The sequence below is a fragment of the Phenylobacterium sp. genome (assembly GCF_036563285.1).
Taxonomy (GTDB): Bacteria; Pseudomonadota; Alphaproteobacteria; order Caulobacterales; family Caulobacteraceae; genus Phenylobacterium.
In genome coordinates this window covers 1,338,456-1,356,296 of sequence record NZ_DATCMR010000011.1, presented here as the reverse complement: position 1 = coordinate 1,356,296, position 17,841 = coordinate 1,338,456, and the positions used below count along the sequence as shown (strand labels likewise).

At 70.3% G+C, this 17,841-nt stretch carries 21 protein-coding genes and 1 pseudogene; 7 read left to right on the top strand and 15 right to left on the bottom strand.

The genetic code is table 11. The features are described 5' to 3' along the window. Positions 1-3: 3 nt before the first annotated feature. Positions 4-1,323 (bottom strand): cytochrome b, encoded by a 1,320-nt coding sequence (locus tag VIL76_RS17500; protein ID WP_332046324.1) that lies wholly within the window; start codon positions 1,321-1,323, stop codon positions 4-6. Positions 1,324-1,328: 5 nt separating this feature from the next. Then, positions 1,329-1,874 (bottom strand): ubiquinol-cytochrome c reductase iron-sulfur subunit, encoded by a 546-nt coding sequence (gene petA, locus VIL76_RS17495; protein WP_332046323.1) that lies wholly within the window; start codon positions 1,872-1,874, stop codon positions 1,329-1,331. Positions 1,875-2,069: 195 nt separating this feature from the next. Here petA and VIL76_RS17490 point away from each other — a divergent pair, with 195 nt between their 5' ends. Both VIL76_RS17490 and hemF read left to right on the top strand, forming a co-directional pair. Beyond that, positions 2,070-2,534 carry a tRNA (cytidine(34)-2'-O)-methyltransferase gene (locus VIL76_RS17490; protein ID WP_332046322.1) on the top strand — a complete coding sequence of 155 codons (465 nt, stop codon included), beginning with the start codon at positions 2,070-2,072 and terminating at the stop codon, positions 2,532-2,534. A 10-nt stretch (positions 2,535-2,544) separates the two neighbouring features. Beyond that, complete coding sequence (gene hemF / locus VIL76_RS17485; RefSeq protein ID WP_332046321.1) at positions 2,545-3,423, top strand: oxygen-dependent coproporphyrinogen oxidase; 879 nt, start codon at positions 2,545-2,547, stop codon at positions 3,421-3,423. Here the strand turns inward: hemF and VIL76_RS17480 are convergent. From VIL76_RS17480 to VIL76_RS17450, 7 genes are read right to left on the bottom strand one after another with little or no spacing between them, the layout of a single operon-like run. Beyond that, positions 3,420-3,551, bottom strand: a complete 132-nt coding sequence (locus VIL76_RS17480; RefSeq protein ID WP_332046320.1) for a hypothetical protein — start codon at positions 3,549-3,551, stop codon at positions 3,420-3,422. The two genes, hemF and VIL76_RS17480, sit on opposite strands and share 4 nt — an antisense overlap. 60 nt (positions 3,552-3,611) lie before the next feature. Continuing rightward, positions 3,612-4,313, bottom strand: a complete 702-nt coding sequence (locus VIL76_RS17475; RefSeq protein WP_332046319.1) for a type 1 glutamine amidotransferase — start codon at positions 4,311-4,313, stop codon at positions 3,612-3,614. Next, complete coding sequence (locus VIL76_RS17470) at positions 4,310-5,530, bottom strand: CCA tRNA nucleotidyltransferase (RefSeq protein WP_332046318.1); 1,221 nt, start codon at positions 5,528-5,530, stop codon at positions 4,310-4,312. Before VIL76_RS17470 ends, VIL76_RS17475 begins: the two co-directional genes overlap by 4 nt. A gap of 26 nt (positions 5,531-5,556) precedes the next feature. Next, on the bottom strand, positions 5,557-5,835 hold the full coding sequence (locus tag VIL76_RS17465) for a hypothetical protein (RefSeq protein ID WP_332046317.1): 279 nt from the start codon (positions 5,833-5,835) through the stop codon (positions 5,557-5,559). After that, positions 5,828-6,481 (bottom strand): CoA pyrophosphatase, encoded by a 654-nt coding sequence (locus VIL76_RS17460; RefSeq protein ID WP_332046316.1) that lies wholly within the window; start codon positions 6,479-6,481, stop codon positions 5,828-5,830. Before VIL76_RS17460 ends, VIL76_RS17465 begins: the two co-directional genes overlap by 8 nt. Next, complete coding sequence (locus tag VIL76_RS17455) at positions 6,478-7,041, bottom strand: DUF1285 domain-containing protein (RefSeq protein WP_332046315.1); 564 nt, start codon at positions 7,039-7,041, stop codon at positions 6,478-6,480. The genes VIL76_RS17460 and VIL76_RS17455 overlap by 4 nt, the downstream gene beginning before the upstream one ends. Positions 7,042-7,072: 31 nt before the next feature. Beyond that, positions 7,073-7,588 (bottom strand): N-acetyltransferase, encoded by a 516-nt coding sequence (locus VIL76_RS17450; protein ID WP_332046314.1) that lies wholly within the window; start codon positions 7,586-7,588, stop codon positions 7,073-7,075. 210 nt (positions 7,589-7,798) lie between these two features. On the opposite strand from VIL76_RS17450, the gene VIL76_RS17445 reads away from it, so the two are divergent. Beyond that, the gene (locus VIL76_RS17445; RefSeq protein WP_332046313.1) at positions 7,799-9,052 is read left to right on the top strand and encodes an MFS transporter; all 1,254 of its coding nucleotides are present in this window, start codon (positions 7,799-7,801) and stop codon (positions 9,050-9,052) included. 33 nt (positions 9,053-9,085) lie between these two features. Further along, on the top strand, positions 9,086-10,036 hold the full coding sequence (locus tag VIL76_RS17440; protein ID WP_332046312.1) for an SDR family NAD(P)-dependent oxidoreductase: 951 nt from the start codon (positions 9,086-9,088) through the stop codon (positions 10,034-10,036). A gap of 46 nt (positions 10,037-10,082) precedes the next feature. Here VIL76_RS17440 and VIL76_RS17435 read toward each other — a convergent pair whose 3' ends face one another. Next, positions 10,083-10,475 (bottom strand): GFA family protein, encoded by a 393-nt coding sequence (locus VIL76_RS17435; protein WP_332046311.1) that lies wholly within the window; start codon positions 10,473-10,475, stop codon positions 10,083-10,085. Positions 10,476-10,534: 59 nt separating this feature from the next. Here VIL76_RS17435 and VIL76_RS19785 point away from each other — a divergent pair. Together VIL76_RS19785 and VIL76_RS17430 are read left to right on the top strand one after the other, a co-directional pair. Further along, positions 10,535-10,726 (top strand): annotated as a pseudogene (locus VIL76_RS19785) (twin-arginine translocation signal domain-containing protein); the annotation flags it as partial. 88 nt (positions 10,727-10,814) lie between these two features. Beyond that, the gene (locus VIL76_RS17430; RefSeq protein ID WP_332046310.1) at positions 10,815-11,828 is read left to right on the top strand and encodes a sensor histidine kinase; all 1,014 of its coding nucleotides are present in this window, start codon (positions 10,815-10,817) and stop codon (positions 11,826-11,828) included. Positions 11,829-11,948: 120 nt separating this feature from the next. Here the strand turns inward: VIL76_RS17430 and VIL76_RS17425 are convergent, their stop codons facing one another. The 4 genes from VIL76_RS17425 to VIL76_RS17410 are packed head-to-tail and all read right to left on the bottom strand — an operon-like array spanning position 11,949 to position 15,207. Further along, positions 11,949-12,443 carry a GNAT family N-acetyltransferase gene (locus tag VIL76_RS17425; RefSeq protein ID WP_332046309.1) on the bottom strand — a complete coding sequence of 165 codons (495 nt, stop codon included), beginning with the start codon at positions 12,441-12,443 and terminating at the stop codon, positions 11,949-11,951. After that, positions 12,440-13,312, bottom strand: a complete 873-nt coding sequence (locus tag VIL76_RS17420) for an NAD(P)-dependent oxidoreductase (RefSeq protein ID WP_332046308.1) — start codon at positions 13,310-13,312, stop codon at positions 12,440-12,442. The genes VIL76_RS17425 and VIL76_RS17420 overlap by 4 nt, the downstream gene beginning before the upstream one ends. After that, positions 13,312-14,112, bottom strand: coding sequence for an enoyl-CoA hydratase-related protein (locus VIL76_RS17415; RefSeq protein ID WP_332046307.1), 801 nt, complete (start codon positions 14,110-14,112; stop codon positions 13,312-13,314). The genes VIL76_RS17420 and VIL76_RS17415 overlap by 1 nt, the downstream gene beginning before the upstream one ends. A gap of 24 nt (positions 14,113-14,136) precedes the next feature. Beyond that, complete coding sequence (locus tag VIL76_RS17410) at positions 14,137-15,207, bottom strand: MBL fold metallo-hydrolase (protein ID WP_332046306.1); 1,071 nt, start codon at positions 15,205-15,207, stop codon at positions 14,137-14,139. Positions 15,208-15,326: 119 nt separating this feature from the next. Here VIL76_RS17410 and VIL76_RS17405 point away from each other — a divergent pair, with 119 nt between their 5' ends. After that, positions 15,327-16,724: a M20/M25/M40 family metallo-hydrolase gene (locus VIL76_RS17405; protein WP_332046305.1), complete on the top strand. Its 1,398-nt coding sequence runs from the start codon at positions 15,327-15,329 to the stop codon at positions 16,722-16,724. Between the two features lie 106 nt (positions 16,725-16,830). Here VIL76_RS17405 and VIL76_RS17400 read toward each other — a convergent pair whose 3' ends face one another. Continuing rightward, positions 16,831-17,775: an alpha/beta hydrolase gene (locus VIL76_RS17400; RefSeq protein WP_332046304.1), complete on the bottom strand. Its 945-nt coding sequence runs from the start codon at positions 17,773-17,775 to the stop codon at positions 16,831-16,833. Positions 17,776-17,841: the final 66 nt, after the last annotated feature.

Genomic DNA, 17,841 nt, shown 5'->3' with positions numbered 1-17,841 from the left:
GGCTCAACCCCTCTTTTCAGGCGAGGCCACGGCGCCCGCGGGCGTGGTGGCCGGATGCGACAGGACCGGCGCGGAGATGGAGTCCGGGACCGGCAGCGGCGTCTCGGTAAGGCCCAGGATGGGCAGGATCAGAACGAAGTAGGCGAAGTAGTAGGCAGCCGCGATCCGGGACAGCCAGACGAAGCTGTTCAGGTCGGCGTCCACGAGCTGGAAGCTCGTCACCCCCGGGATCACCGGATCGTCGGGCAGCTTCGCACCGCAGTAACCCAGCACCAGGCAGGCCAGCACGAAGATCAGGAAGTAGAGCCGGGCGGTCGGTCGGTAGCGCATGGAGCGCACCTTGGACGTGTCCAGCCACGGCAGCACGAACAGCACGCCGATGGCGCCGAACATCAGCAGCACGCCGCCGAGCTTGTCCGGAACCGCCCGCAAGATCGCGTAGAACGGCAGGAAGTACCATTCGGGCACGATGTGCGTCGGCGTCACCAGCGGGTTGGCCGGGACGTAGTTGTCCGGGTGGCCCAGGATGTTCGGGTTGTAGAAGACGAAGCTGGCGAACAGGATGAAGAACAGCGCGATCGCGAAGCCGTCCTTCACCGTGTAGTACGGATGGAAGGGGACGGTGTCCTCCTTCGACTTCACATTGATGCCGAGCGGGTTGTTGTTGCCCGGCACGTGCAGCGCCCAGATGTGCAGGGCCACGACGCCGGCGATCATGAACGGCAGCAGGTAGTGCAGCGAGAAGAAGCGGTTGAGCGTCGGGTTGTCGACCGCGAACCCGCCCCACAGCCAGGTGGTGATGGCCTCGCCGACGATCGGCAGGGCGCCGAACAGGTTGGTGATCACGACGGTGCCGTGGAAGCTCATCTGGCCCCAGGGCAGCACGTAGCCCAGGAAGGCGGTGGCCATCATCAGCAGGTAGATGACGCAGCCCAGGATCCACAGCACCTCGCGCGGGGCTTTGTAGGAGCCGTAGTAGAGGTTGCGGAAGATGTGGATGTAGACCGCGATGAAGAACATCGAGGCCCCGTTGGCGTGCATGTAGCGCACCAGCCAGCCGTAGTTCACGTCACGCATGATCCGCTCGACCGAGGCGAACGCGTAATCGACGTGCGGCACGTAGTGCATGGCCAGCACGATGCCGGTGACGATCTGCACCACCAGCATGACCGCCAGGATGCCGCCGAACGTCCACCAGTAGTTGAGGTTCTTAGGCGTCGGGAAGGTGATCGCCGTGTCGTGCGCCATCCGCAGGATCGGAAGGCGCATGTCCATCCAGCGCTCGAAGCCGGTCTTCGGCTCGTAAGTGGAATGTCCGCTCATCTATGTCAGCCGATCTTGACCTTGGTGTCCGAGACGAAGTCCCAATCGGGCACCTCGAGGTTGCGCGGCGCGGGGCCTTTGCGGATCCGGCCGGAGGTGTCGTAGTGCGACCCGTGGCAGGGGCAGAACCAGCCGCCGTAGTCGCCGCCGCCGAAGGTCGGCACGCAGCCCAGGTGCGTGCAGGTGCCGATCAGCACCAGCCACTCGGGCTTCCCCGGCTTGTGGCGCTCCTCGTCCCGCTGCGGATCGCGCAGGCTGGCGTTGTCGTCCTTGATCGCCTGGGCGATCTCGGCCGGCGTGCGGTTGCGCACGAACAGCGGCTTGCCGCGCCACTTCACCACCACCTGCTGACCGGCGGCGACCTTGGTCAGGTCGAACTCGACGGACGCGAGCGCGAGGGTGTCGCCGGCCGGGTTCATCTGGTCGATGAACGGCCAGGCGAGGCCGACGACCGCGCCGGCCGCAGCGGCCCCCGCGGCGATGTGGATGAAATCGCGACGGTTCGGGTCGTCGCCCGAAGCGTGCGTGTCGGTCACGACGGTGTCGGCCACCTAAAGCTACCCTTCGATTCGAGCGCCCTTGATCGTCAGGAGGGCGCCCAGCCTTATGGGCCCTACCAGCCGGTCTGGTAAGGCCGCCTTGCGGACGGGGCAAAGGGTCGGACCCGTTCGCGGATGCGCTCTTCGAAAAGCGCCTCCGTGATTCGTCTATCTCGGCCCCGTCCAATCCGTGGCGGTTCGCTTAGAATGCGTTTGGCCCTTTTTCAACCGGACATTCCGCAAAACCTCGGCGCCGCCATACGCTTGGGCGCCTGCCTCGGCGTCCCGCTGGACGTGATCGAGCCCTGCGGCTTCCCGCTTTCCGACCGGGCCGTGCGCCGCGCCGCCCTCGATTATGCTTCTGCGGCGCAGGTGGAGCGGCATACAAGCTGGGGAGAATTCCTCAGGAAGAAGCCCGGCCGGCTGCTCCTCTTCACCACCCGCGCCGCGACGCCGTTCCACGAGTTCCGGTACGCGGACAGCGACATTTTGCTCTTCGGCCGCGAGAGCGCCGGCGTCCCGGACGAGGTGCACGAGGCCGCCGACGCCCGGCTGCTCATCCCCCTCCTCCCCGCCGCGCGGTCGCTGAACGTGGTCAACGCCGCCGCCATGGCGCTTGGGGAGGCGCTGCGCCAGACGAACGGCTTCCCAACCGCGGCCGGAAGAGGCTAGCAGTCCGGCCATGTCGAACCTCAGCCCAGAGATCCTCCAACGCCGCGACCAGGCGAAGGCCTGGTTCGAAAGCCTCCAGCAGCGGATCTTCGCCGAGCTGGAGCGACTGGAGGAGGAGGCGCCCGACGACCTGTTCCCGGGCGAGCCGGGGCGCTTCGAGCAGAAGCCCTGGACCCGGGAGACCGGCACCGGCGGCGGCGTCGGCGGCTTCCTGCGCGGCCGGCTCATCGAGAAGGCCGGCATCCACACCTCGGCGGCGACCGCGACATTCTCCCCGGAGATGGCCGCCCAGATGCCGGGCGCCGACAAGGACCCGTCCTATGTCTCGGCGAGCATCAGCCTGATCGTGCATCCGCGCAGCCCGCGCGTGCCGACGGTGCACATGAACACCCGCTTCCTCTCGACCGCCGAGAGCTGGTTCGGCGGCGGCGCCGACCTCACCCCGATGATCGACGAGCAGCGCAGCCAGGACGCCGACGACGCCCGGCTCTTCCATGCCGCCATGCAGTCAGCCTGCGACGGCTTCGATCCGGAGTGGCATCCAAAATACAAGGCCTGGTGCGACGAGTACTTCTACCTGCCGCACCGGAAGGAGACGCGCGGGGTGGGCGGGATCTTCTACGACCGCCACAACACCGGCGACTTCGAGCGCGACTTCGCCTTCACCCGGGCCGTGGGCGAGGCCTTCCTCGACGTCTATCCGAAGATCGTGCGCCACCGCATGGTGGAGCCGTGGACCGAGGCCGACCGCATGGAGCAGATGGTCCGCCGCGGCCGCTACGTGGAGTTCAACCTGCTCTACGACCGCGGGACCATGTTCGGCCTGAAGGCCGGCGGCAACATCGAGACGATCCTGTCGTCCATGCCGCCGATGGTGGCCTGGCCTTAGCCGAGCTGGGTCGCGTGCCAGAGCGACTGCAGGCTGTCGCCCGCCGCAGGCCCGGCCTGCGCGCCCAATCCGACCGCCAGGGCCGCCGCGGCGCTCGCCACGACGATCAGCGCTCGCCACTTGTTCATGTATGCAACTCCCGCCACACGCGACCCCTCGCGTTTGGGGAGGAACCCACAAGCGCCTGACTATGTTGCGATCCTCAGGAAATTTCGTATCCAGCCGCCGACCCTCGCCCGGTCGTCGGGGCGGCCATAGGTATGGATCGCCGCGTCGGCCTGCTCCTGAGTGTAGCGGTCGCCGCGGCGGTGCTCGATGAGCGCGATGGCGTAGGCCGGTTCGAACTCCGGGTGCAGCTGCATCGAGATCGACGGGTGGTCGCTCCAGGCCAGCGCGCCCATCGGCGTGAACTCGCTGGCCGCGACGACCTCCGCGCCGGGGGGCAGTTCCACCACCTGGTCCTGGTGCGACGCGGGCAGGCGGATCGCCGGGGCCTCGTCCATCCATGGCTGGCGGCGCAGCACCTCGTACTCGTGCTCGCCGACGCCCCAGCCCTTCGGCGACTTGATCACCTTGCCCCCGAACGCCTCGGCCATCAGCTGGTGGCCGAAGCAGACGCCGACCAGAGCGGCCTTGCCCCTGGCCTCGCGCAGGAAGTCCTTGGCCGGCTCGATCCACGGCAGGGGGTCGTACACCCCCGCCGACGAGCCGGTGACGATGTAGGCGTCGCAGGACGTCGGGCTCTCCGGCAGCTCGCCCTCGTCGACCTCGAACGTGCGCCACTCATAGGCGTCTTCGCCGAGCAGGCGGCGGAACATGGCGGGATAATCGCCGAACTCTTCTATGGCGGGCCGGGGCGGCCGGCCGGTCTTCAGGATGCCGATCCTCAATAGGCCAGCCCCTGCACCACCGCCTTCAGCTTCTCGATGGCCGAGAGCCTGTCGTCGATGAAGTCGTGGTCGATCCACCAGTCCTCCACCTCGCGAAGCACGCGCCCCACCAGCGGCCCCTTCGGGGCGCCGGCCTTGATCACGTCGTCGCCGGTGAGCGGGAAGGCCGGCGCGGTCCAGCCCTCGCCCAGGGCGATCATCCCGCGCCACTGGGGGGTCGTGGCCGTGGAGGCCGCCCTCGCCCAGGCGAGTTTCGCCCGGTCGCGGAACGCCTGGGGCCCCAGCCGGTAGACGGCGCGGCGGATCTCCCGCGGGCTCATCCAGCTCTTCAGCTCCGGCGTGGGCGACAGCGCCGCCACGATCCGGTCGCGGTCGGCGTTGGAGAGCCGCAGGCGCTCGGCGAGCTTGCCTGCCGCGAGCTGGTCGTCCGGCAACAGGGCGGCGAGGCGCAGCACGGCGTCGTTCTCGAACAACTGCTCACTCTCGATCTCCACCAGCCCTTCGAACCGCGCCAGGTCCTGGGCCTCCGGGGCGATCACCGCCAGCACCCCCGTCTGCGCCATCAGCGCCACCGCGGCGCGGGGATCGTCCGCCGCCAGCAGCTTGAGGATCTCGCTGGAAATCCGTTCGGCGGCGAGCTTCGCCACCTGCTCCTTCAGCCGGGTGATCGCCGCCAGCGCCGTCACGTCGGGCTCGCCGCGGCCGTACCAGGCCAGGAAGCGGAAGAACCGCAGGCTGCGCAGGTGGTCCTCCCGCAGCCGCTGCTCGGCGTCGCCCATGAAGACGATCCGTCCGGCCTTGGCGTCCGCCACCCCGTGGCCCGTGGGATCGAAGATCGAGCCGTCGCGGCGCGCGTAGAGGGAGTTGAGCGTGAAGTCGCGCCGGCAGGCGTCCTCCATCCAGTCCGTCGTGAAGGCCACCACCGCGCGGCGGCCGTCGGTCTCCACGTCGCGCCGCAGGGTGGTGACCTCGAACGGCTTGTGGTTCGACACGGCCGTGACCGTGCCGTGCTCGACCCCCGTCGGGACGGCCTTGATCCTGGCCGCCTCCAGCGCCCTGGTCACCTGGTCCGGCGTCAGGGTGGTGGCGATGTCCACGTCGGCGATCTCACGGCCGAGGACGGCGTTCCTCACGCAGCCGCCGACGAACCGGGCGCAGTCGGGGCCGCCGGCCGCCTCCAGGGCGTCCAGCACCGCCGCCGTTTCCGAAGCGGTCATCCACGGCCGTTGTCCGATGCTTTCCGTCATGGGCCTTTCGCCGGCGGTTCCTCGTAGCGGCCTTGGCTCACCTGGCCGTCCGACGTCACCTGGCCGGGGACGTAGACCTCGCCGCGGTTGTCCCTATGGAACACGGCCGTCGCCATCAAGGAGAGGCCGACCAGCACCGCGCCGGCGGCGAACAGCCAGGCCCAGGGCGTCGCGCCCATGGCGCGGCCCGTGCGCCGGGCCCACCAGACCCACACGAACCAGGCTGCGAACGGCGCCGCCAGCAGCAGCGCCCTGAGGAGCACGATCTCAAGCAACGGCGGCTCCGTAGAGCCGGTCGTAGAGCGCGCGCAGCATGCCCGCCGTGGCGCCCCAGATGTACTGGTCCTCGTGGGTCATGGCGTAGAACCGCCGCTTCTCGCCGGTCGGCAGCTCGCGCTCGTGCTCCTCGTAGTTCCGCGGGTCCATCAGGAAACCGAACGGCGTCTCGAAGATCTCCGCGACCTCCTCGGGATTGGGCGTGAGGGTAAAGCCCTCGCGCACGAACCCAACCACCGGGGTGACTAGGTAGCCGGTGCCGGTGCGGTAGGGCGTCGACAGGCCCACCAGCGACACGAAGCTCGGGTCCAGGCCGATCTCCTCCTGCGCCTCCCTGAGGGCAGTCTGCCAGGCGGTCTCGCCGGGATCGCGGCGGCCGCCGGGGAAGGCCACCTGGCCGGTGTGGCGGCGAAGGGTGTCCGCCCGGCGGGTCAGCAGGACGGAGAGACCCGTCTCCCGCTCCACCAGGCCGACGAGCACCGCCGCCGGGGCCAGGGTCTCGTCCGTCGCGGCCGACCAGCCGCCGGGGTTGAGGTCGTCGTCCGACCGCTGCGCCACGCCGGTGGCCGGCTCGCGCTCCTCCAGGGGGTCGAGGTGTCGGCTGATCCAGGCGCGCAGGTCGTCGAAGGAGCCGGCGTGCTTCACAGCTGGTGCGCCCCGGGCGGACCGACGGGGAACCAGGCGCCGTTCGACTCCACCCCCAGGGTCGGGCCGTCGGCCGTGTCCCGCTCCTGCGCCATCTCCACCAGCTCGTAGAACACCGGCCGGGCGATCAGGGCCTCCAGGCCTCGGCGGACGTGCAGGTAGGGCCGCGGCTCGCCGTCCTCGCCCATCTCCACGCGGATGCCGTTGTCCGGCCCCGCCTCGACCTCGTCGCCGACGTTGGTGAGGAACCGCAGCGCCTCGCCGACCCGGTCCACCCGGGTGGCGATGAAGGGGGCGTCCTCCACCTGGATCTTCATCTTCTCGACGGGGGTCACGAGGTGGAAGCCGTCGGGGTCCTTGCGCAGCACGGTGGAGAACAGCCGCACCAGCGCCTCACGGCCGATCGGGGTGCCCTCGTGGAACCACACGCCGTCCTTGCGGATGCGGATGTCGATCTCGCCGCAATGCTCGGGATGCCACAGGTGGACGGGCGGCAGGCCACGCCCAGGCGCCTGCTTCGCCGCCGCGATCACGCCTTCGAGCCCAGGTTTGTCCGCCATCCGGCGAAGGTAGGCGTCGCCGCAGGCCGGCTCAAGCGCGGGCCGTCACCGGGCCTTCGAGATGGACCGGCTCGTGCGCTAGAGAGCGGGCCATGACCCGGCGCTGGTCCACCGGCCCGGGCATCCGCACCCCGGCGGCCACGGCGGCCGCGAAGCCGAAGCGGTTGAAGTAGGGCGGGTCGCCCACCAGCAGCACCACCCGCTCGCCGGCGGCTTCCGCGGCGTGGCAGGCCCGCGCCACCAGCAGGCCGCCCAGCCCCGCCTTGCGCTTGCGCTGGTCCACGGCCAGGGGGCCCAGGAACACCACAGGCTCGCCGCCGACGGTCACGCGCCACATGCGCACCACGCCCAGCAGCTCGCCCTTCTCCCAGGCGCAGAGCGACATCTCCGGGGCGTACTCGGCGAACTCGCGCACGCGCTCCGACGACTTCACGAACCGGCCGGGCCCGAAGGCGTGGTCCAGCAGGGCCTCGACCTTGCGGCCGTCCTGCGGCTCTTCAGGCTTGATGACGAACGCCGGCGACGGCGTGGACGGTTGCACGGACATGTGAGGCTGAAACTCGCGAAGGCGACGAAGGGACCAAGGCCGGCGGGCGCTTGGGGCGAAGGGGGCGCTCAGGCGCTCCGGGCTCGTCGCTCTCGCATCGTCAGGGCCTTTCCAGCCGCTGGCAGGAAGCGGGCAGATAGGTCCCCTGCCCGCCCACGTCAACGACGGCGTTGCGGCGGCTCCCGACGCAGGGCAGGTTCGCAGCCTTCCATGGCAGCTCCCTCCCCGGACGTCGTCCCCTCCGCCCGCGCCCTCCTGAAGGAGCGCGACTACCTGCTGTTCTGGGCCTCGCGCTGGACCGGCAGCTTCGCCGCCCAGATCCAGAGCGTGGCCATCGGCTGGCACATGTATGTGCTCGCGCGCGAGACCCGCTCTGTCGAGGAGAGCGCCTTCCTGGTCGGCATGATCGGCCTGGCCGCCTTCCTGCCGGTGCTGCTGCTGACGCTCCCCGCCGGCGAGAGCGCCGACCGTCACAACCGCAAGATCGTCCTGCAGCTGTGCTTCATGGGCGAGATCGCCAGCGTGCTGGTCCTCGCCCTGGCCGCCTGGAAGGGCTTCGCCTCCGTGCCGCTGCTGCTGGTGATGGCGGGCGCGTTCGGGGCGGCGCGGGCTTTCTTCGCCCCGGCGAACACGGCGCTGGGGCCGATGCTGGTGCCCAGGATCCTGCTGCCCCGGGCGATCGCCTGGAACTCCCTGGCCTGGCAGACCGCCTCGATCGCAGGGCCGGCGGCCGGAGGCCTGCTGGTCGCCATGTCGCCGACCCATGCCTACGTGGGCGCCTTCGCCCTCTACCTGGTGGCCGCGCTCTGCGTGACCCTGATCCGCCAGAACACCCAGCCCCAGGTGCAGCCGGGCTCGCGCTGGCAGCTGATGAAGGAGGGACTGGCCTACGTCTGGCGCCAGAAGATCGTCTTCGGGGCCATCTCGCTGGACCTCTTCGCCGTGCTGCTGGGCGGCGCCACCGCCCTGCTGCCGGTGTTCGCCCGCGATATCCTGAAGGTGGGCCCCGAGGGCTTCGGCATCCTGCGCGCGGGGCCCGCCATCGGCGCGACGCTGGTGGCGCTGTGGCTGGCGGCGAACCCGATCCGGGCCAGGGCCGGCGCCTTCATGTTCGCCGGCGTCGCCTTCTTCGGCCTGGCCACCATCGTTTTCGGCCTGTCGAAGTCGCTGTGGCTGTCGGTGGCGGCGCTCGCGGTGCTGGGCGGCGCCGACATGCTCAGCGTCTACGTCCGCCAGACGCTCGTGCAGCTCGTCACCCCCGACCCGATGCGCGGCCGCGTGGCCGCCGTCTCCTCCGTCTTCATCGGCGCCTCCAACGAGCTGGGCGAGTTCGAGAGCGGGGTGGTGGCCCGCTTCCTCGGCCCCGTCGGCGCGGCGGTGTTCGGGGGCGTCGGCGCCCTGGTGGTCACCGGCATCTGGGCGAAGCTGTTTCCCGCCTTGCGGAAGGCCGACCGGCTTGAATAGGGTCGCTCCCATAAAATTTGGGAGATTTCAGCCATGGGTGTTCTCGAGGGAAAGGTCGTTCTGGTCACGGGCGGCGGCAACGGCATCGGGCGCGACTGCGCGCTGATCGCGGCCCAGGAAGGCGCCAAGGTCGTGGTCAACGACCTCGGCGGTGGGCTGAAGGGCGAGGACGAGGGCTCCGCAGGTCCGGCCGAGCAGGTCGCCGCCGAGATCCGCGCCGGCGGCGGCCACGCCGTCTCCAACTCCGAGAGCGTCACCAGCTACAAGGCCGTCCAGGGCATGGTCGAGCAGGCCATGGACGAGTTCGGCGGCCTGCACGCGGTGATCAACCCGGCGGGCATCCTGCGCGACGTGATGTTCCACAAGATGAGCGAGGACGACTGGGACCGCGTCATCGACGTCCACATGCGCGGGTCATTCAACGTGGCCCGGGCCACCATCGAGCACTTCCGGAACCAGAACGACGGCTCCTACATGTTCTACACCTCGACCTCGGGGCTGTTCGGCAACATCGGCCAGGCCAACTACGGCGCGGCCAAGATGGGCATCGCGGGCCTGAGCCGGATCATCGCCATGGAGGGCGCCCGCAACAACGTCCGCTCCAACTGCATCGCCCCGGTGGCCTGGACCCGCATGACCCAGTCGGTGCCGATCAAGGACGAGGCCGCCGCCGCGCGCCGCCAGGTGATGGCCGAGAAGATCCGCCCCGACCAGCCGGCGCGGTTCTCCGTGGCGCTCGTGTCCGACGCCGCCAAGCACGTTTCGGGGCAGATCTTCGGCGTCTCCGGCGAGAAGATCATCCTCTACTCCCAGCCCCGCCCGATCGAGACCTGCGAGAAGCCGGAGGGCGAGGCCTGGGACGTGCAAGGCATCCTCAACGAATGCCTGCCGAAGTTCGCGCCCAAGTTCTACGACCTGAACCGCGCGCCCATGGCCGGCAGCCAGAACAACCAGCAGCCGCAGGGGCAGAAGCAGCCGGCGTAGGCCGCACCGGTCCGTCCACAATCAGTGTCGGATCCCTGCGGAGGCGTCAGCCCGGATATCGGTCGAAGGCGGGCAGGTCGTGGGCCGTGGCCATCCAGCCGATGCGCTCGGCGACCTGGATCTGCGCGGTCGGCTGGAGCGCGCCGGGGTCGTCGAGCGTCGCCGACTGAACGTCGATCAGGCCGGGGAAGACCGCCTCGTTGGTGTAGAACAGGCCTGTGCCGCAGGCCCCACAGAAGTGGCGCCGGCCGTGCTCGGACGAGGCGTAGATCCGTGTCGCGCCGTCGATCTTCATCTGGTCCGCGGGGACCATGGCCCAGGCGACCATGGGCGCCCCGGCGGAGCGCCGGCAGTCGGTGCAGTGGCACAGCGCGTGATGGATCGTCTGCTCGGGCATCTCGTAGGTGACCGCCCCGCAGTGGCAACGTCCGGTGAGCATCGGCTGACCCTTGTTCCGCGTCTTCCTGGAGTGAGACTAGCACCCGCCTGCTGCCAGCGGTGTGGCGGCAGGGGCAAACCGGCCTCCGCTCGCCACCGGACGTTCGTCGAATCCAGCGGGACGGCCACGGGCGGGGTGGCGGACCTGGCGGCCCACCCTGCTTATACGGGGGCTTTGCAGAGGGGCCAGAGAGGCGGATCAGCCGTCGCGATGTCTTGCAGGCTGCGGCTGCGATGGGCGCCTCCCTGGCGTGGAACGTCGTCGGATCGCGGCCCCTCATTCGACAATGTCCGCTCCCCTCTTCGTCTTTCCGGCGTTGCGCCTGGAGGGAGACGATCGATGCCGAAGGGTCTGGAACGAAGCAAGCTTGCCGGCCTGATCCTCGAGCACGCTCGGGAGTACGCCGTCCTGACCTTCGAGGCCGACGGGCGCGTCACCTCGTGGAGTCCAGGCGCCGAGCGGGTGTTCGGACGTCGTGAAGAGGAGATGATCGGCGCGCCGATCGACATCACGTTCACAGCGACGGACCAGGCCGCCGGGGCTCCCCAGCGCGAACGCGAGACCGCGCGGCGCGAGGGTCGCGCCGAGAACAGCCGCTGGCACTGCCGCAAGACTGGCGAGCGGTTCTGGGGGAACGGCGTCACCCTGCACATCGAGGAGCCCGAGGCCGGCGAGTTCCTGAAGATCCTGCGTGACGAGACCCGCATCAAGCTGGCCGACGAACAGCGCATCCTGCTGCTGAACGAACTGAACCACCGGGTGAAGAACACCCTGGCGACGGTGCAATCGATCGCCGAACAGACGCTGAGGGCGGGGAAGGTCGACATCGCGGTGCGCGAGAACCTCACCGAGCGTCTGCAAGCCCTTTCACATGCCCACGATCTGCTGGTCACCGAAAGCTGGGCCGGCGCGGACCTCGAAGCCGTCGTGGAGAAGGCGCTGGCCCCGCATCGGCACGACCAGCTGAAGGTGTTTTCCATCGACGGGCCGCCCGTCCGCCTCAGCCCGCCCCAGGCGGTGGCGATTTCGCTCGTCCTGCATGAGCTCGCCACCAACGCGCTGAAGCACGGCGCCTTGTCCGCCCCTGGCGGCGAGGTGTCGATCACCTGGAACCTGGCGGTCGATGGCGACGGGCGCCGCCACATGAGCCTGCTGTGGGCGGAAAGCGGCGGACCGCCCGTCGTCACGCCGGCGTCCAGGGGCTTCGGCACGCGGATGATCGCGCGGACGTTCAGCGCGCAAAGCGGCGGCCGCGCCCAGCTCGACTACGCTCCGGGCGGGCTGCGCTGCAGCCTGGATCTGCTCCTGTCGCAACCCGGAGAGATTCCCATGCTCGACGTCAGCAAGGGCTGACCGCCACGAAGGGATCGCCACGCCGAAGCGGCGGTTTTGGAGCAGTCGGCGGCGCGGGGCGCGGGAAGCCTAGGCCGGTCTCGATGAGGCGACAGGCGCTGCCGTCGTCCGCGCGGCGGGCTAGACGCGCTCGTCGGATCCCTCGGCGAGCCTCTTCAGCGCCTCCCCATCGAGGCGCCGCACCGTCCAATCGTCCATCCGCGCGGCGCCCAGGCTGTCGTAGAAGGCGATGGAGGGCGCGTTCCAGTCGAGCACCGCCCACTCCAGCCTCCCCAAGTCGAACTCGATGCAGCGTTCGGCCAGCCGCTTCAGCAGCGCCTTGCCGGCGCCCAGGCCGCGGGCCTCCGGCTTCACGAACAGGTCTTCGAGGTAGATCCCCGCGCGACCGCGGAAGGTGGAGTAGTTGTAGAACCAGAGCGCGAAGCCCACCGGCCGGCCCTGGTGCTCCGCGATGTCGCAGTAGCAGCGGGGGTTCTCGCCAAAGACGTCGCGGCGGATGTCCTCCTCCGTCGCCTCCACCTGGTCGAGCAGCTTCTCGTACTCCGCCAGGTCGCGGATGAACTGCAGGATCAGGCCGACGTCGCGCGGATCGGCCCTGCGAACGACAACGCTCATGCGGGGGTGAGCGCGTCCAGCTTCACGCCCGGCGGCGGCGGCTGGTCGGCGGGGACGAAGAAGTCCGGCATCAGGGGCTGGGTGGGATCGACGCGGTACCTGTCGAAGTCCCTCTCACCTTCGGCATAGAGGAAGCTGTCGTCGATCAGGAAGTTGCCGGTGAACTCGCGGGCCGGCTTGTTGAAGATGGCGTAGGCGGCGTCCGCCATGATCTCGACGCTGCGGCAGCGGCGCATGCCCTCGTCGCCGGCCAAAGCGTTGCGGATCGCCGCCGTGGCGATGCCGGTGCGCGGCCACAGCGCGTTGAAGGCGATGCCGTCGGCCTTGAACTCCTCGGCCATGCCGAGCACGCACAGGCTCATGCCGTACTTGGCCATGGTGTAGGCCACGTGGGGGCCGAACCACTTGGGGTTCATGTCCAGCGGCGGCGACAGGTTCAGCACGTGCGGGTTCGCCGCCCGCTTCAGGTGCGGGATGCAGAGCTTGGACGTGAGGTAGGTCCCTCGCGTGTTGATGCTGTGCATCAGGTCGTAGCGCTTCATGTCGGTCTGCAGCGTGCCGGTGAGCTGGATCGCCGAGGCGTTGTTCACGCAGATGTCGATGCCGCCGAAGCGCTCGACGGTGGCGTCCACCGCGGCCTGTACGGAAGCCTCGTCGCGCACGTCGACGATCAGCGGGAGGGCCTGGCCGCCGGCGGCCTCGATCTCCTGGGCGGCCGTGTAGATGGTGCCCTCGAGCTTCGGGTGCGGCTCGGCGGTCTTGGCCGCGATCGCGACGTTGGCGCCGTCGTGCGCGGCCCGCAGAGCAATGGCCAGGCCAATGCCGCGGCTGGCGCCGGTGACGAACAGGGTCTTGCCTTGCAGGGACATCAGGCGGGCTCCTTCCGGGCGGCGTTCGAGAAGTCGGGCTGGCGCTTCTCGGCGAAGGCGGCGAAGGCCTCGCGAGCCTCGGGGGACTTCAGCTGGGCGGTGAAGTGGGCGCCCTCCTCCTGGATGCGGGCCAGGTAGCGCTCGCTCTCGCGCATCAGCTGCTTGGTGATGGCCACGGCGGCCGGGGGCTTCGAGGCGACCGCTTCGGCGGCGGCGCGGGCGCGGATCTGCACCTCGCCGGCCGGGAGGGCGAGGTTGGCGATGCCCCACTCCGCCGCCTGCTTCCCCGTCACGGCCTCCCCCAGCACGAACATGGCGAAGGCCCGGGCGTGGCCGATCCGGGCCGGCAGGGTGATCGAGGAGGCGGCTTCCGGCACCAGGGCCAGGTTCACGAACGGGGTGGTCAGGAGCGCGTCCTCGGCGATGAACACCAGGTCGCAGTGCAGCAGCATGGTGACGCCGACGCCCACCGCCCGGCCCTGAACCGCGGCCACCACCGGCGTCTTCGCCCGCGCCAGCGCCGTGATCAGCGCCGAGCCGCCGCGCGGCCGGTCGCCCTCGCCCGAGGGACCCTCGCCGCGGTTGGCGGCGGCGAAGTCGGAGAGGTCGTTGCCGGCGGTGAACATGTCGCCGTTGGCCTGGATCAGGATGCAGCGGACGTCCGGGTCGTCGGGCGCGTTGTCGATGGCGGAGCCCACGGTCTCGTACATCGCCCGGGTGAGCGCGTTCTTCTTCTCCGGGCGGTTCAGGGTCAGCGTCAGGACGCCGCCGGATTTCTCGACGAGCACGTGTTCGGTCATGGGGAGCTCCTTACGCCGTAAGGTCTAGGCCGTGGCGCGGTACCAGTCGACGCCGTTCTCGTCGCGCTCGCGGACGGCTTGGCCGCGGGCGATGAGGCAGTTCAGGTGCGCGAGGCTCTCGCCGGTGGCGAGGCCTAAGAGCCCGCTGTCGATCCTGCGGCGGAAGAGGACGTGGAAGACGTCGACCACCCGCTTGGGCTCCTCCGCGAGCAGCGCCCGCAGCCGCCCCAGCCCGCGCTCGTGGCCGCCGATCAGGTGGTCGATGCGGGCGTGCAGGCCGTGGAAGGGATCGTTGTGCGCCGGCAGCACCAGGACGTCGTCCGGCACGCGGGCCTTGATCGCCGCCAGCGAGGTCAGCCAGTCGGTGAGCGGGTCGGCGTCGGGCTCGGTGGGGAAGACCGAGACGTTGGAGGAGATCTTCGGCAGCACCTGGTCGCCGCTGATCAGCAGCTTGAGGTCCGGGCAGTGCAGGCTGGCGTGCTCCGGCGAGTGGCCGCAGCCCACCACCACCCGCCACAGGTGGTCGCCGATGCGCACCTGGTCGCCGTCGTTCAGCCGCTGGAAGCTGTCGGGCAGGGCGTAGAGCCCGCGTCCGAAGCCGCCGAACTTCGCCCGATAGGTCTCCAGCGCGTCCTCGTCCCAGCCGGCGGCGCGGTAGAACTCCAGCGCGTCCTGCGGCGCCTCGCGCCCGGTGTCGGCGGCCAGCGAGCGGCAGGTGACGAACTCCAGCCGGGTGATCCACAGCCGCGCGGCGAACTTCCGCGTCAGGTAGCCGGCCATGCCGATGTGGTCGGGGTGCATGTGGGTGACGAACACCCGCGTGACGGGCCGGCCCTCCAGCGGGCCGTTGAACGCCGCGCGCCAGGCGTTGCGGGTCTCCGCGCCGCTGATGCCGGTGTCGACGATGGCCCAGCCGTCGCTTTCGCGGATCGCCCAGACGTTGATCGCCGCCAGCGCGCCGCCCAGCGGCATGCGCAGCCACTTCACGCCCGGCGCCACGTCCACCGCCTCGCCGAACTCCGGCCGCCGCTCGAACGGATAGACGAGCTTCGCCCGCTCCTTCTCGCGAACCTGCTCTTCGATCCCGTCGCGCAATGACGCCTCCCGCTGAAGCGCCATTCTCGACCGCCGAGGCGATGGGCGCAAACCCGAACCGCGCCTTGCCCTGCGCGGTCGCCGCGGGCATCGTCGGCGCAACTTATCGGGGGTTACCTATGCTCAAGACGGCCGCTTTCGCCGCCCTGCTGCTCGCCACGCCGGCCGCGGCGCAGCAGCCGGGCCTCGTCGAGTTCCGCAGCCTCTACAAGGAGCTGGTGGAGACCAACACCGCCCCTTCCGCCGGCAGCTGCACCGTGGCGGCCCAGCGCATGGCGGCCAGGCTGAAGGCGGCGGGCTTCCCGGACAGCGACGTGAAGGTGCTGGTCCCCACCGAACGGGACGGGCGCGACGGCAACCTGGTGGCCGTCTATCCCGGCCGCGACGCCAAGGCGCCGGCCATCCTGCTGCTCGCCCACATCGACGTGGTGGAGGCCAAGCGCGAGGACTGGACCCGCGATCCCTTCACCCTGATGGAGGAGGACGGCCGGTTCTACGCCCGCGGCGCGTCGGACGACAAAGCCCAGGCGGCGATCTTCACCGACCTGTTCATCCGGCTGCGCAAGGAGGGCTACAAGCCCCGCCGCACCCTGAAGCTGGCGCTCACCTGCGGCGAGGAGGGCGGCTCCACCAACGGCGTCCGCTGGCTGCTCGCCAACCACAAGGGCCTGCTCGACGCCGGGATGGCGCTGAACGAGGGCGCCGGCGGCCGGCTGGGTCCGAACGGCAAGCCGGTGGTCCACACCATCCTGGCGGCCGAGAAGACGTCGATGGGCTTCACGCTGGAGGCCACCAACCCGGGCGGCCACTCCTCGCGGCCCTCGCCGGACAACGCGATCTACCACATCGCGCGGGCCATCGACGCGATCAGCCGCCACAGCTTCCCGATCCAGCTCAACGACGCCAACCGCGGCTACCTGCAGCGCATGGCGCCTGTGGAGGGCGGCGAGCGCGGCGCGGCCATGAAGACGCTGGCCGCCAACCCGCAGGACCCGGCCGCCGCAGGCCTGCTCTCCGGCGACATCGAGATGAACGCGACGCTCCGGACCACCTGCGTCGCCACCATGATGGAGGCCGGCCACGCCCCCAACGCCCTGCCGCAGCGGGCGCGGGCGACCATCAACTGCCGGGTCATGCCCGGCGTGCCGGCGGCGGAAATCCGCGACACCCTGATCCGGGTCATCGACAACCCGAAGGTCACCGTCTCCGAGCCGCCCGCCCGCGACGGCCGCTCGGCCGGCCCGCCGCCGCTGTCGAAGGAGGTGCTGGGCCCGATCGAGAAGATCTCCCAGACCATGTGGCCCGGCGTGCCGATCGTGCCGATCCTGCAGCCCGCCGCGACCGACGCCAAGCCGATGAACGACGCCGGCATCCCGACCTACGGTGTGAGCGGCATCTTCTACGAGCCTGACCTCGGCCGCATCCACGGCCTCAACGAGAGCATCCTCGTGAAGTCGCTCTACGAGGGCCGCGAGTTCACCTACCGCCTGGTGAAGGCCTACGCCGACCAGCGCTAGGCGGCGAAGCCGCGAGGGTTCGAGCCACGGAAAACACGGACAGGCACGGAAAGCGCTTCCGTGTTTTCCGTGTCTTCCGTGGTCGAGAAACAGCGCCTACGGCGCGTCAGGCGAGCGCGCTGACGTGCTCGTTCAGGAGGGCCAGCATGCGGTCGGCCATGAAGATGGCGCTGTGGCCCGCCTCGGGGAGCGGGATGTAGCGGACCAGGGGCGCGTGCAGCTTGGCGGCGTAGGCCTCGACCTCCTCGGCCGGGGTGTGGTGGTCCTGCTGGCCCTGGAAGAACAGCATCGGGACGTCGAACGTGAGCCCGAGCGACTCCGCGTCGAAGGCCGCGAGCTCGGGCTTCAGGCGCCCGAACGCCTCCAGGCTGGTGGCGTAGGGATCGACCGGAGCGAGGTCGCGCGGCCGCCAGGCGGCGTCCCGCGGCGGCGAACGCACCGTCGCCCACAGCTCGGCCGGCGCGGCGGCGGCCTCGGCGGGCGTGAAGGCGTTGGCGTAGGTGCCGTGCACGGCGTCCGCCGTGACGTCGGACCACGGCGGCGGACCGATGCCCTCCAGGTCGGCCACCGCCGCGGCGTCGCCACGTCCGCGCGCCTGGCCCAGCAGCATGCGGTACGAAAGCGCCTCCATGCGGCTCCAGCTGGTGACCTGGCCCTGGGCGACGTAGGCGGCGAAGAGGTCCGGCCGCGCCTTGATCATCTTCAGGCCCGGGATCGAGCCGCCGGACAGGCAGAACAGCACGAGCTTCTCCGCGCCCAGGCGCTGCAGCACGTGCTCCACCGCCGCCAGCCCGTCCGCCGCGATCCGGTCGAAGCTCAGCTCCGCCGGCGGGCCGTTCTTCGCTACGGTCCAGCCGGCGCCCGGCTGGTCCCACTGCGCCACGGTCCATTCGGCCTCCCAAGGCGCGAACAGCGGCGCAAGCGCGCTCAGGCCCGCGCCGGCGCCGCCCAGGATCATCACCACCGGATTGCCGCGGTCGCGGCCGCGGATCGTCACCCACTGCTCTTCGCCGCGGATGGGCGCGAACAGGCCTTCGTCGATTGCGCTCATGTCCATTCTCCGCCGGCCCAAGCGGCCGGATGAGAAAACCCCGCCCGCGCGGCGGCGCAGGCGGGG